This is a genomic window from Sporosarcina sp. P13, assembly GCF_002743055.1.
Taxonomy (GTDB): domain Bacteria; phylum Bacillota; class Bacilli; order Bacillales_A; family Planococcaceae; genus Sporosarcina.
In genome coordinates this window covers 1-12,844 of sequence record NZ_PDYM01000004.1, presented here as the reverse complement: position 1 = coordinate 12,844, position 12,844 = coordinate 1, and the positions used below count along the sequence as shown (strand labels likewise).

15 protein-coding genes and 1 other annotated feature are annotated in these 12,844 nt (G+C 42.5%); all 15 genes read right to left on the bottom strand.

The window, feature by feature from the left end:
* Positions 1 to 66: 66 nt before the first annotated feature.
* The 15 genes from rpoB to cysE all read right to left on the bottom strand — a co-directional run bounded on the left by rpoB (position 67) and on the right by cysE (position 12,665).
* Positions 67 to 3,612, bottom strand: coding sequence for a DNA-directed RNA polymerase subunit beta (gene rpoB / locus CSV79_RS03215; RefSeq protein ID WP_199171863.1), 3,546 nt, complete (start codon positions 3,610 to 3,612; stop codon positions 67 to 69).
* 220 nt (positions 3,613 to 3,832) lie between these two features.
* The gene (locus tag CSV79_RS03210; RefSeq protein WP_099687604.1) at positions 3,833 to 4,435 is read right to left on the bottom strand and encodes a class I SAM-dependent methyltransferase; all 603 of its coding nucleotides are present in this window, start codon (positions 4,433 to 4,435) and stop codon (positions 3,833 to 3,835) included.
* 88 nt (positions 4,436 to 4,523) lie between these two features.
* Positions 4,524 to 4,883: a 50S ribosomal protein L7/L12 gene (gene rplL, locus CSV79_RS03205; RefSeq protein WP_099687603.1), complete on the bottom strand. Its 360-nt coding sequence runs from the start codon at positions 4,881 to 4,883 to the stop codon at positions 4,524 to 4,526.
* A 66-nt stretch (positions 4,884 to 4,949) separates the two neighbouring features.
* Positions 4,950 to 5,450, bottom strand: coding sequence for a 50S ribosomal protein L10 (gene rplJ, locus CSV79_RS03200; RefSeq protein ID WP_099687602.1), 501 nt, complete (start codon positions 5,448 to 5,450; stop codon positions 4,950 to 4,952).
* A gap of 30 nt (positions 5,451 to 5,480) precedes the next feature.
* Positions 5,481 to 5,620: a sequence feature (ribosomal protein L10 leader region), on the bottom strand.
* A gap of 43 nt (positions 5,621 to 5,663) precedes the next feature.
* On the bottom strand, positions 5,664 to 6,362 hold the full coding sequence (gene rplA, locus CSV79_RS03195) for a 50S ribosomal protein L1 (RefSeq protein WP_099687601.1): 699 nt from the start codon (positions 6,360 to 6,362) through the stop codon (positions 5,664 to 5,666).
* A gap of 121 nt (positions 6,363 to 6,483) precedes the next feature.
* Positions 6,484 to 6,909, bottom strand: a complete 426-nt coding sequence (gene rplK / locus CSV79_RS03190) for a 50S ribosomal protein L11 (RefSeq protein ID WP_029053289.1) — start codon at positions 6,907 to 6,909, stop codon at positions 6,484 to 6,486.
* A 172-nt stretch (positions 6,910 to 7,081) separates the two neighbouring features.
* Entirely contained in the window at positions 7,082 to 7,618 is a 537-nt protein-coding gene (gene nusG, locus CSV79_RS03185; RefSeq protein WP_099687747.1) for a transcription termination/antitermination protein NusG, read from the bottom strand.
* 107 nt (positions 7,619 to 7,725) lie between these two features.
* Complete coding sequence (gene secE, locus CSV79_RS03180) at positions 7,726 to 7,911, bottom strand: preprotein translocase subunit SecE (RefSeq protein ID WP_099687600.1); 186 nt, start codon at positions 7,909 to 7,911, stop codon at positions 7,726 to 7,728.
* Positions 7,912 to 7,967: 56 nt separating this feature from the next.
* Entirely contained in the window at positions 7,968 to 8,114 is a 147-nt protein-coding gene (rpmG, locus tag CSV79_RS03175) for a 50S ribosomal protein L33 (protein WP_369824913.1), read from the bottom strand.
* An 83-nt stretch (positions 8,115 to 8,197) separates the two neighbouring features.
* Complete coding sequence (gene sigH, locus CSV79_RS03170; protein WP_099687746.1) at positions 8,198 to 8,836, bottom strand: RNA polymerase sporulation sigma factor SigH; 639 nt, start codon at positions 8,834 to 8,836, stop codon at positions 8,198 to 8,200.
* Between the two features lie 82 nt (positions 8,837 to 8,918).
* Positions 8,919 to 9,434 (bottom strand): NYN domain-containing protein, encoded by a 516-nt coding sequence (locus CSV79_RS03165; RefSeq protein WP_099687598.1) that lies wholly within the window; start codon positions 9,432 to 9,434, stop codon positions 8,919 to 8,921.
* Positions 9,431 to 10,189 carry a 23S rRNA (guanosine(2251)-2'-O)-methyltransferase RlmB gene (rlmB, locus tag CSV79_RS03160; protein ID WP_099687597.1) on the bottom strand — a complete coding sequence of 253 codons (759 nt, stop codon included), beginning with the start codon at positions 10,187 to 10,189 and terminating at the stop codon, positions 9,431 to 9,433. The genes CSV79_RS03165 and rlmB overlap by 4 nt, the downstream gene beginning before the upstream one ends.
* Positions 10,186 to 10,605: a Mini-ribonuclease 3 gene (locus tag CSV79_RS03155; protein ID WP_304442580.1), complete on the bottom strand. Its 420-nt coding sequence runs from the start codon at positions 10,603 to 10,605 to the stop codon at positions 10,186 to 10,188. The genes rlmB and CSV79_RS03155 overlap by 4 nt, the downstream gene beginning before the upstream one ends.
* 4 nt (positions 10,606 to 10,609) lie before the next feature.
* A complete protein-coding gene (gene cysS / locus CSV79_RS03150; RefSeq protein WP_099687596.1) occupies positions 10,610 to 12,010 on the bottom strand; it encodes a cysteine--tRNA ligase in 1,401 nt (466 codons plus the stop codon).
* Complete coding sequence (gene cysE, locus CSV79_RS03145; protein WP_099687595.1) at positions 11,991 to 12,665, bottom strand: serine O-acetyltransferase; 675 nt, start codon at positions 12,663 to 12,665, stop codon at positions 11,991 to 11,993. The genes cysS and cysE overlap by 20 nt, the downstream gene beginning before the upstream one ends.
* Positions 12,666 to 12,844 lie beyond the last annotated feature (179 nt).

Below are 12,844 nucleotides of genomic sequence, written 5' to 3'. Positions count from 1 at the left end.
AAAAGAATCAATCACCTGTTACCACCAGTCTTTCAACGCATGTCGAGGTAACTAGCACTTTCCGCTTTAACCTATCGGTTGATCTTCTTTCATCAAGTTTAGTGCGTCCGTTGGCTGCAGATCCTCTTCGTCATCCAAGTCACGCAACTCTATCTCTTCGAACTCTTCCGTTAGCATTTTAACGTCCAATCCAAGACTTTGCAGTTCTTTGATTAGTACTTTGAATGATTCCGGTACGCCTGGTTGAGGAACACTGTCACCTTTGACAATCGCTTCGTATGTTTTCACACGGCCCACGACGTCATCGGATTTGACTGTTAGAATCTCTTGTAATGTGTAAGCAGCACCATATGCTTCTAGTGCCCATACTTCCATCTCACCAAAACGCTGTCCACCAAACTGCGCTTTCCCGCCGAGTGGTTGCTGTGTAACGAGTGAGTATGGTCCAGTAGAACGTGCATGCAACTTATCATCTACCATGTGCGCAAGCTTGATCAAGTACATGACACCGACAGATACGCGGTTATCAAATGGTTCACCTGAACGACCATCATATAGCACTGTTTTACCATCACGGTTCATACCCGCTTCTTCCATTGTAGACCAAACATCTTCCTCGTTTGCTCCATCAAATACAGGAGAAGCTGTGTGGATACCAAGACTTCGCGCAGCCATACCAAGGTGCATTTCAAGAACCTGCCCGATGTTCATACGTGATGGAACACCTAGCGGATTTAACATAACATCAATTGGCGTACCATCTGGTAGATACGGCATTTCGGATTCAGGTAGGATTCGAGAGATTACCCCTTTGTTACCGTGACGTCCAGCCATTTTATCTCCTACAGAAATTTTACGTTTCTGCACGATATACACACGAACTAATTGGTTAACACCCGGTGATAACTCGTCACCATCTTCACGATTGAACACTTTGACGTCTAGAACGATTCCGCCTGCGCCATGTGGTACCCGGAGCGACGTATCGCGGACTTCACGTGCTTTCTCCCCGAAGATTGCGTGCAATAGACGTTCTTCAGCAGTAAGTTCAGTAACTCCCTTAGGCGTTACTTTCCCAACTAAGATATCACCGTCGCGCACTTCTGCACCTACGCGGATGATTCCTCTATCGTCCAAGTTGCGCAACGCATCTTCTCCGACATTCGGAATATCACGAGTAATTTCTTCCGGCCCTAGTTTCGTATCACGCGCTTCCGACTCATATTCTTCAATATGAACCGATGTGAAGACGTCATCTTTCACTAGACGTTCGCTCATGATAATAGCATCCTCATAGTTATAGCCATCCCATGTCATAAACGCAGTTAGAACGTTACGACCAAGTGCGAGTTCTCCTTGTTCCATAGATGGACCGTCCGCAAGAATATCAAGCGGCTTAACTCGGTCACCCACTCTAACAATCGGACGCTGATTATAACAAGTTCCTTGGTTGGAACGGATAAATTTGGATAAACGGTAAACTGCTAGGTCACCCTTCACTTCTTTACCGTCTACTTCTTCAATGCGACGAATACGAACTTCTTTCGCCTCTACGTGCTCTACAATTCCGTGATGTTTAGAAACGACAGCCGCACCAGAATCACGGGCTGAGATGTGTTCCATCCCTGTCCCAACGAACGGCGCTTCAGGATTCAACAAAGGAACGGCTTGTCGTTGCATGTTTGCGCCCATAAGCGCACGGTTGGAGTCATCGTTTTCCAAGAATGGAATACATGCAGTTGCCGCAGACACAACTTGCTTAGGTGAAACGTCCATATAGTCGATTTGATCGCGGCGGAAAACAGTATTATCCCCTTGGAAACGACCAACAACATCTTCATTTGTAAATGCTCCATCTTCTTCAAGTGGCGCATTCGCTTGTGCTACTACATAGTTATCTTCAATATCCGCTGTTAAGTAATCGATTTGCGCTGTTACACGACCCGTTTCAGGGTCTACCTTACGATAAGGAGTTTCAATGAACCCAAAACGATTTACTTTTGCGAATGTTGATAACGAGTTAATCAGTCCAATGTTCGGACCCTCCGGTGTTTCAATCGGACACATACGACCATAGTGAGAGTAGTGTACGTCACGAACTTCCATTCCTGCACGTTCACGCGTCAAACCACCTGGCCCTAGTGCTGATAGACGACGTTTGTGCGTTAATTCAGCTAACGGATTTGTTTGATCCATGAACTGGGAAAGCTGTGAGCTACCGAAGAACTCTTTAATAGACGCAATAACCGGACGAATATTGATCAATTGTTGCGGTACGATAGACTGTGTATCATTGATAGACATTCTTTCTTTTACCACTCGCTCCATACGGGATAGACCGATACGGAATTGATTCTGAAGCAATTCACCTACAGAACGCAAACGACGATTACCTAGATGATCAATGTCGTCTGTATTTCCTACGCCATGTAGCAGGTTAAAGAAATAGCTGATAGAAGCTACAATATCTGAAGGGGTAATATGTTTAACAGACTCGTCTACTTCAGCATTAGAAATAACATTGAGTACTTGTTTTTCTTCACCTTTAGGAGCGTAAATCTTCAATGTTTGAATGATCATCGGCTCTTCTAAAATAGATCCAACATGTTCAATCGACTGCGTATTAATACCTTCAGATAAGAATGGTAGCAATTTATCTAACGTACGACGATCGATTAACTGGTCTTTTTCTACAAGAATTTCACCAGTTTCTGGATCAACGAGTGTTTCCGCAGCCGTTTGATTAAACAAGCGGTTTTGCAAGTGAAGCTTCTTGTTCATCTTATAACGTCCAACATTCGCTAAATCATAGCGTTTCGGATCAAAGAAACGAGAATATAACAGACTTCTTGCGCTGTCTAATGTTGGTGGTTCACCCGGACGAAGTCGCTCATAGATTTCAAGCATAGCTTTTTCCGAAGTTTCGGTATTATCTTTCTCAAGTGAATTACGCAAATACTCGTTATCACCTATTAGATCAATGATTTCTTGATCCGTAGAGAAACCTAATGCACGCAGCAACACAGTGATCGGTAATTTTCGAGTTCTATCGATACGGACGTGTACTACATCTTTAGCATCTGTTTCATACTCAAGCCACGCACCACGGTTCGGAATAACAGTAGCACCGAAACCACGTTTACCGTTTTTGTCCGTTTTATCATTGTAATAAACACTCGGCGAACGAACGAGCTGTGAAACGATAACTCGTTCCGCTCCATTAATAATGAATGTACCGTTTTCAGTCATCAGTGGGAAATCTCCCATGAAAACGTCTTGTTCTTTGACATCGCCTGTTTCTTTGTTATGAAGACGTACTTTTACACGAAGTGGTGCTGCGTATGTCACATCGCGCTCTTTTGATTCGTCCACTGGATATTTTGGTTCACCCAGTTTGTAATCGATAAATTCCAAGGACAGGTTACCTGTGAAATCCTGGATAGGAGAAATATCCCGGAACATTTCACGTAACCCTTCTTCTAAGAACCACTCATACGATGCCGTTTGAATTTCAATCAAATTTGGCAGATCGAGCACTTCGTTGATTCGCGCGAAACTTCTACGCTGACGATGTTGACCATACTGAACTAAATGACCTGTCAACTCATTCACCCCTCATTAAGACAATATTAGTTTTTGCAAAATCAGAAATTCAGCTGTGACTTCGAAAAAACAAAAAGAAAACGAGTTCCGACAAGAGCTCATTTTCGATTTCACAATCTTTATCCAAACATCAGTATGCCTTTCCCTCTTCTAAATCACGCAAAAGGGCATACAGCTGCAATATAATTATTTATGCATTTAATAATGCTACTACAACCTTTTGACACTGTCAATCTTTTTTTGCTAACAAAATGAAATACCCCTTCTTCTTGGCAACCGTCTCGACATTACCAAACAACTCTTTTAAGTACCCTATAGTAGAAGGCGCACCTTGTTTCTTTTGAATCACAACCCACAGCTCTCCACCAGGAGCAAGTTTTTCATGGGCTCCTTTATAAATAGAAAACACCGTCTGCTTGCCTGCCCTTATAGGCGGATTCGTCAAGATAGCAGCAAAATCAGTTTGTTCAACTTGATCTACACCACTACTCTCATAAATCTTCACGTTTCGAAGCTGATTGTTTTGAGCATTTGTTTCGGAAAGAGCTAACGCACGTTCATTGACATCTACCATATGAACTAAACGTTCAGGGAAATCAGATGCAATAGACAACGCAATCGGACCATAACCACAACCGATTTCTAACAAGTCTCCCCCTACAGAGGGTTCGTTAAACGTTTCAGCCAATAATTTCGACCCTTCATCTAGACCACTTTTACTAAAGACACCTGCATCCGTCGTAAACGTGAACAATTTGTTACGCAGTTCCACTTTCCATTGTTTCGGCGCACTCGATACTCGAGGACTTTTTGAGTAATAATGTTCTCCCATATATACCTCCCGCTTAAACCCTATTAAGTAACTGTATATGAAGAAAAAAGCCCGTCAAATAGACGGGCCTTTCTCAGGGAAGTAGAAATTACTTAACTTCTACAGATGCGCCAACTTCTTCAAGTTTCGCTTTCAATTCTTCAGCTTCTTCTTTAGCTACGCCTTCTTTAACAGCTTTAGGAGCTTCGTCTACAAGAGCTTTAGCTTCTTTTAAGCCTAGGCCAGTGATTTCACGAACAGCTTTAATTACTTTAATCTTTTCAGCACCTGCAGATGCAAGGATTACGTCGAATTCTGATTGCTCTTCAGCCGCTTCAGCAACTGCTCCAGCTGCTGCAACTGGTGCTGCTGCTGTTACGCCGAATTCTTCTTCGATTGCTTTTACTAGGTCGTTTAGTTCAAGAACTGTCATTTCTTTAATTGCGTCTAGGATTTGTGCATTAGTCATTTTAAGTTCCTCCTGGGAAGTTGTATTAACCGGATCGTTTGTTCCGGTCGTGGTCAAGACGCAAAATTAAGCGCCTTGTTCTTCTTTTTTCTCTGCAACTGCTTTTGTAGCAAGTGCGAAGTTTCGTACCGGCGCTTGAAGTACGCTGAGTAGCATAGATAGTAGACCATCGCGTGATGGTAGAGTAGCCAATGCTTTTACGTCTTCTGCTGATGCGACGTTACCTTCGATCACACCTGCTTTAATTTCAAGCTTTTCATTCTTTTTAGCGAAATCGTTCAAGATTTTCGCTGGCGCTACCACGTCTTCTGTTGAGAAGGCAATAGCGTTTGGTCCTGTAAGGTTTTCATTCAAAGCTTCAAGACCTGCTGATTCTGCTGCACGACGAGTCATAGAGTTTTTGTAAACTTTGAACTCAACGCCTGCTTCACGAAGTTGTTTACGCAATTCTGTAACTTGCGCAACCGTTAAACCACGGTAATCTACAACAACTACAGAAGCAGCTCCTTTCAACTTATCAGCGATTTCTGTTACAACCGCTTGTTTAGCTTCTAAAATTTTGCTCATGTTGACACCTCCTGAAAATTAGGGTCACTTATACCGATATAAAAAGCCCTCAATGTCTAAGACATGAGGGCAGAAAAGTCGTCATCTTTAAAAAAAGAGCGTCTTGTCCTCGGCAGGAGCATTAAGTGGCAAGCCACACCTGCTGTCTTCGGTACAAATGGTTATCATCATAACAAGCGTAATCTTAACAGATCACTTTATGCTTGTCAATAATTATTTTACAGTTACACTTGACGGATCAACTTTAATAGCAGGACCCATTGTAGTTGTAACGTTTACTGATTTCATGAACGTACCTTTTGCTGCAGCCGGTTTAGCTTTTTGAATAGTTTCAAAGATAGTCAAGAAGTTTTCTTCCAACTTCTCGTTATCGAAAGATGCTTTCCCGATTGGCGCGTGGATGATTCCAGCTTTGTCTGCACGGTATTCAACTTTACCTGCTTTGATTTCTTCAACAGCTTTTGTTACGTCGAATGTTACTGTTCCTGTTTTCGGGTTCGGCATAAGACCTTTTGGCCCTAAAACTCGACCAATCTTACCAACTTCGCCCATCATGTCAGGTGTAGCAACGATTACGTCGAAATCGAACCAACCTTGTTGAATTTTAGCAATATATTCTGCGTCGCCTACGTAGTCTGCGCCTGCAGCTTCTGCTTCTTTCAACTTTTCGCCTTTTGCAAATACTAATACACGTTGAGTTTTACCAGTACCGTTCGGAAGCACTACCGCTCCACGGATTTGCTGGTCGTTTTTACGAGTATCAATACCAAGACGGAAAGCTACTTCAACTGTTGCATCAAAGTTTGTTGTGCTTGTTTTTTTAGCAAGTTCAATTGCTTCTTTCGCAGAATATGTAGCTGTACGATCGACAAGCTTTACTGCTTCTACGAATTTTTTACCTCTTTTAGCCATCAGAATTTTCCTCCTCATTTGTGGTTTTAACGGATTAAACCTCCCACTTAATGAAGGCTGCGCATCTCATTTGACCGCAGCCTCCACCTTCAAACCATTGCTTTATTAAGAAGAACCAAAATCAGTCTTCGATTTTGAATCCCATACTGCGAGCAGTACCTTCGACCATTGCCATCGCCGCTTCAACTGACGCCGCGTTTAAGTCTGGCATCTTTTGTTCTGCGATTTCTCTAACTTTATCACGCTTAACTGTAGCAACTTTGTTTTTATTAGGCTCGCCTGAACCTTTTTGAACGTTTGCTGCAACCTTTAGCAATACTGCTGCCGGCGGAGTTTTTGTGATGAATGTAAATGAACGGTCCTCGAATACAGAGATTTCAACAGGAATAATAAGACCTGCTTGATCAGCTGTGCGAGCGTTAAATTCTTTACAGAATCCCATGATGTTAACACCTGCTTGACCTAATGCCGGCCCTACCGGTGGTGCTGGGTTTGCTTTACCAGCTGGAATTTGCAATTTCACTACTTTAGTAACTTTTTTAGCCACGAGACACACCTCCTTAAGTCCGTGATGTGGTAATTGGGTTGCCCCTCCCACTCAAATATGTGCCTGCCGACAATGTCGGTAGAATTGGTTAATCCGTTCAGACTAAGTCTGACCTTTGAAATGATATCACCTTTACATACTTTTTGCAAGAGAAAATTAATCCATTACCTTATCAATCCATTTTTTCTACTTGATCAAACGATAGTTCCATCTTCGTTTCGCGACCGAACATATCGACAGTAACAGTTACTTTACCTTTGTCGAGTTCAATTTCTTCCACTTTACCTTCAAAGTGTGCAAACGGCCCTTCTAGCACAGTAACGCTTTCACCTACTTCAAAATCTACATCTATACGTTGCTCTTTCATACCCATTTGCTTCAGAATAAATTCAACTTCTTCCGGTAACAACGGAGTCGGTTTTGCTCCACCACCTGAAGATCCGATGAACCCTGTCACTCCCGGCGTATTACGTACAACGTACCAAGAATCGTCTGTCATAATCAATTCCACAAGCACATAACCAGGGAACGTCTTACGCATAACCGTTTTCTTTTTGCCTTCCTTAATATCCGTTTCTTCTTCTTCCGGAATGACGACACGGAAAATTTTATCTGACATACCCATTGTTTCAACACGTTTTTCAAGATTCGCTTTTACTTTATTCTCATATCCCGAGTATGTATGGACTACATACCAATTTTTATCCATTTCCATCATGTTGAGGACTGCGCGTCCGTCCCTCCTTCTAATTAGAACTGAAAAAACCCGTTTATTCATCAAAACGGGATATTCTCAAGCTATTCATACTTTCACTATTAGAGACCAGTATACCATTTCATAACACCTGAAATACCCATATCTACTAGCCCAAAATAAACAGCCATAAAAATGACAGTTGAAATAACAACCACAGTATACTTCGTCAATTCCTTACGCTTCGGCCAACTGACTTTCCGCATTTCCGAAATGACCTTTTTCAAAAAATCGCTGATCTTGCTCATTCTTCTCCAACCCTTCCGAATGACATAGCGTCCAACCTAGAACTCTATGTAACTGGTCAAATGGTTTGCTTATGCAGCGTGTGCGCGTTGCAATGACTGCAAAACTTTTTCAATTCAATTCTTCCTTCACGCGCTTGATTACTAGCAGGTAAAGTATAGTTTCGCGAGCCGCATTTTTCACAGCAAATGATTATTTTTTTCACCACGTAGTTTCACCTATTCAAGACAATAGTCTTGCTAAAGAGTACCATTTAACACACGACATGTCAATTCACTTTCCACGCGGTCAGCGTACAAGATCCATTGCCATTGAATGCTCCAGCTTACGTTTGATGCGTTGAAGTGCATTATCAATAGACTTCACTTGGCGATTCAACACTTCTGAAATTTCCCGATAGGATTGACCCTCCAAATAAAGTGTGAGTACTTCTTTTTCTAGTGCGCTCAATACTTTATTCATCTCCTCTTCCATAAAAGAAAAGCTTTCTTTATGAATCATCAAGTCTTCAGGATCATCAATTGTAGAGCCAGCAATGATATCTAACAGTGTGCGTTCTTGCTCTTCGTCATATATAGGCTTGTCCAGCGAAACTGAAGTATTAAGCGGAATATGTTTTTGCCGGGTCGCCGTTTTAATAGCCGTAATAATTTGTCTTGTAATACAAAGCTCAGCAAACACTTTGAAAGAACTCAATCGATCCGGTCGAAAATCTCGAATTGCCTTATAAAGTCCGATCATTCCTTCTTGTACGATATCTTCCCTATCTCCGCCAATGATAAAATACGTTCTAGCTTTCATCCGAACAATCGGCTGAAATTTAGTGATCAAAAATTCTAGCACATCGGAGTTTCCCAGATGTATCAGTTCAATCATCTCTTCATCTGAAAGTACAGAAAAGTCATTTCTAGTCTTCTCATATTCCATATTCCGCACCAACCTCTCCACCCCAGAGTTTTATTGGTTTTATCAAGTCAGTATAGACGTGGTACTTTTTTCCGTCAACCGCTCATTGTTCCCCACGTCTCATTTTTTCAAATGCTTTAGCAACTTCTTCTGACAGCGGTATCTTTGAAAGAGGACGTTCTTCCCTGGAATTCCTAACTTTCCGGGCAATTAAGTAATCGACTTCTTTCATAGCAATTTCTAGTTCACGAGCCGATATTCGTAAGGCTCCTTGCGCAAACACAACCCATTGTTCTACCAGATCGGAAGTTGCGACGTGGATTTGTGTTAATCGATTCGATAATTCTGATACGAGTTTTTCAATTCGCTCATCCGCAGTTTCATTTTCTCTAGTAAAGACCACTTCCACACGGTATTGCTTCTTGCGCTTTTCAATTCCCGGAACGAGATGCGCGTCGAACACAATAATGACACGCCATCCCTTGGTCGCTTGGAATTCCGCCATCCGCTCTATTAAACGATCTCGCGCTTGCGCTAAATCATCTTTTTTTAATTCTTGTAATTCCGGCCATGCCCCGATGACATTGTAGCCATCAACGAGCAGCACATCTTTTTTCATGATGTAGCCTGGGCAGATTGACGCTTTCGTAGAACTTCATACATCAGCAAAGCTGCCGCTACCGAAGCATTTAAAGAGGTTACTTGCCCAACCATAGGCAAACTATAAAGAAAATCACATTTCTCACGTAAGATTCTTGACATCCCTTTACCTTCACTACCGATAATGATAGCGAGTGGTAATGTCGCATCCATATGGCGATAATCAGTTGAATTGGCCGCGTCCGTTCCAGCAATCCACACCCCACGTTTTTTTAAGTCTTCCACTGTTTGCGCTAAATTATTTACTCGCACAACCGGGATATGCTCAATTGCACCTGTTGACGCTTTCGCTACAACCCCCGTCAAGCCAACCGCTCTTCTTTTCGGAATAATAATCCCATGAACGCCGGAAGCATCTGCAGTTCGCAAAATAGAACCTAAGTTATGAGGATCTTCAAGTTCATCAAGAATGATGAACAAAGGATCCTGCACTCTCTCTTTTGCAACTGCAAATAAATCATCTAGTTCCGCATAACCGTATGCTGCAACCGAAGCAACAATCCCTTGATGACTAATATCCGTCATTCCATCCAACTTTTGTTTTGGAGATGTCTGAACGATTACTCCCGCTTCTTTCGCAAGCTTCATAATTTCGCCAATACTTTTCTTATTGACTCCTTCCGCAACCCATATTTTATTTAGTTGCCGACCAGACCGTAATGCTTCAACAACCGGATTTCTACCGCCGATCAATTCAACTTCTTGCTCTGTCATACCATTTCCTCCTCAGGGTGTTCTACGTATCGAATCGCTTTAGCTATCAACTCAGCAAGACGTTCTTGTCGGTTCAAAAGATACACATACCCAAGAACTGCTTCGAACGCGGAACTATAATTATACGTAGTAACATCCGTACTTTTAGGAACAGAGCCCGCTTTCGCGTTACGGCCACGGCGCATGACGGCCTCTTCTTCCTCTGTCAACAGTTTTCGTTCTTTCATCGTCATAATAATTCGCGCCTGAGCTTTAGCAGAGACAAATTGTGTAGCCTCTTTATGCAGAATTTGCGGTTTCACACGGCCACTTCGCAATAAATGTTCTCTAACCGCTTGTTCATACACCGCATCTCCCATATATGCGAGAGCAAGAGCGTTTAGTTGTTTGACGTCTATATCACGCAAATTCCCCACGCGATTACCCTCTTTTCCAGCGAGTACCTTGCGCTGTATCCTCTAGCACAATACCCTTTGCTTTCAATTCATCGCGAATTTCATCCGCTCGCGAAAAGTCACGGTTCTTACGTGCTTCCAAACGCTCTTGGATAAGAGAATCTACTTCATCATCCACTAATTCAGCTGCCGTTTCGAAAGGCAAGCCAAGCACGCCCATCAACAAATCGAAAGCTTCAATGAATCGTTGCAGCACGCAAGAATCCGTATTTTTTTCTAGTAAATAGATATTTGCCTGTTTCGATAATTCAAAAACAACCGCAATAGCATTCGCTGTATTGAAATCATCATCCATCGCCGTTTCAAATGCTGTGATTTGTTCGTCAATACCCGTGATCCACTGTTGCGAATCCTCCGCCAAATCAGCAGAAAGCGTAAGTCTGTGTTGCAAGTTATTGTACGCTGTCTGAATTCGCTCTAGTCCATTCGCAGCACTTTCCACTAACTCTTGTGCAAAGTTAACCGGATGACGATAATGAACAGAAAGCATAAAGAAACGAAGCACTTTCGGATTGATTTGCTTACGGATATCATGTACTAAAACGAAGTTTCCAAGTGATTTGGACATCTTTTCATTATCGATATTAATATATCCATTATGCATCCAGTAGTTGGCAAATGTCTTACCTGTTGCCGCTTCGGATTGCGCAATTTCATTTTCGTGATGAGGGAATGTTAAATCTTGCCCGCCCGCATGAATATCAATCGTGTCACCAAGAAGTTCTCTTGCCATAACAGAACATTCAATATGCCAACCTGGACGTCCTTTCCCCCACGGACTATCCCATGAGACCTCGCCTTCTTTAGCTGTTTTCCATAATGCAAAATCTAGCGGATCCGATTTTATCACATTTTCTTCAATACGCGCTCCAACCTTTAATTCATCAATAGATTGGTGAGACAACTTACCGTACCCATCAAATTCACGTGTGCGGTAGTAAACATCACCATTGGTTTCATACGCATACCCTTTTTCGATTAGTAATCGAATAAACTTAACGATATCTTCAATATGTTCTGTTACCCGCGGGTGAGCTGTCGCTTTCTCACAACCTAGCGCGTGAACATCTTCGAAATACGCTTGAATAAAACGTTCTGTCAGTTCTCCAACTTCTTCATTCAAATCGTTTGCCGCTTTAATGATTTTATCGTCAACATCTGTAAAGTTCGAGACGTAGTTTACTTCATATCCACGGTATTCTAGGTAGCGACGGACGGTATCAAATGCGATAACAGGCCGTGCATTACCAATATGAATATAGTTATAGACCGTTGGGCCACAGACATACATTTTGACCTTTCCTTCTTCCAATGGAACGAACCTTTCTTTTTTTCGAGTCAATGTGTTATAAAGTTGAATGCTCATGTAAATCTCCTTTTTTTTCGTTCGGTGTTTCTAGCTGTTGCGTCCGCAGCTGTAACTCTTGAATTTGCTGTTCTAAACGTTTGATTTCATCTGATATAGGATCTTGCAATGAATGGTCTAGTTTATCTTTTACACGAACACCGTTTGATATGACTATTTTACCCGGTATTCCAACAACTGTGGAATTAGGTGGTACTTCTTTAAGAATAACTGATCCAGCGCCCACCTTGCTGTTTTCTCCGATCGTAATTGATCCAAGAACTTTGGCCCCCGACGCGACTAATACGTTATCGCACAGCGTCGGGTGTCGCTTACCGCCTTCTTTCCCCGTTCCACCTAGCGTCACGCCTTGATAAAGCGTAACATCATCCCCAATTTCACAAGTTTCCCCAATGACTACACCCATTCCGTGGTCAATAAAAAGCCTTCTTCCAATCACTGCCCCTGGATGAATTTCGATACCTGTAAAAAACCTACTAACCTGCGAGACAACACGGGCTAAAAAGCGAAGATTGCGCTTATAGAAAGCGTGCGCCACACGATGCAACCAAATGGCATGTAACCCTGAATACGTCAAAATCACTTCAACTGTGCTGCGAGCAGCTGGATCTTGCTCAAAAATGCAGTGGATATCTTCTTTCATGCGTTTAAACAATGAACTTCCCCCTTTTTTTCTTATATAAACCCCTAGACTAGGCGACGCTTTCCACTTTTGATTACATCCAGTTCCAAGCGCCAGCCTCTCGGGTCGTTTCGGTCTTTTCAAAAAGGTGCAAAGTGCGCACCTTTTGTGACTAGCCCTCCAACGCCTTTCGAGGCTGAACGGCGCTTTCC

What these genes read in the sequence shown, in the direction of transcription:
- CSV79_RS03210 (WP_099687604.1), bottom strand. Translation starts at nt 4,435, where the DNA reads ATGGGAGAACATTATTACTCAAAAAGTCCTCGAGTATCGAGTGCGCCG.
- rplL (WP_099687603.1), bottom strand. Translation starts at nt 4,883, where the DNA reads ATGACTAATGCACAAATCCTAGACGCAATTAAAGAAATGACAGTTCTT.
- rplJ (WP_099687602.1), bottom strand. Translation starts at nt 5,450, where the DNA reads ATGAGCAAAATTTTAGAAGCTAAACAAGCGGTTGTAACAGAAATCGCT.
- rplA (WP_099687601.1), bottom strand. Translation starts at nt 6,362, where the DNA reads ATGGCTAAAAGAGGTAAAAAATTCGTAGAAGCAGTAAAGCTTGTCGAT.
- nusG (WP_099687747.1), bottom strand. Translation starts at nt 7,618, where the DNA reads ATGGATAAAAATTGGTATGTAGTCCATACATACTCGGGATATGAGAAT.
- secE (WP_099687600.1), bottom strand. Translation starts at nt 7,911, where the DNA reads ATGAGCAAGATCAGCGATTTTTTGAAAAAGGTCATTTCGGAAATGCGG.
- sigH (WP_099687746.1), bottom strand. Translation starts at nt 8,836, where the DNA reads ATGGAATATGAGAAGACTAGAAATGACTTTTCTGTACTTTCAGATGAA.
- CSV79_RS03165 (WP_099687598.1), bottom strand. Translation starts at nt 9,434, where the DNA reads ATGAAAAAAGATGTGCTGCTCGTTGATGGCTACAATGTCATCGGGGCA.
- rlmB (WP_099687597.1), bottom strand. Translation starts at nt 10,189, where the DNA reads ATGACAGAGCAAGAAGTTGAATTGATCGGCGGTAGAAATCCGGTTGTT.
- cysS (WP_099687596.1), bottom strand. Translation starts at nt 12,010, where the DNA reads ATGAGCATTCAACTTTATAACACATTGACTCGAAAAAAAGAAAGGTTC.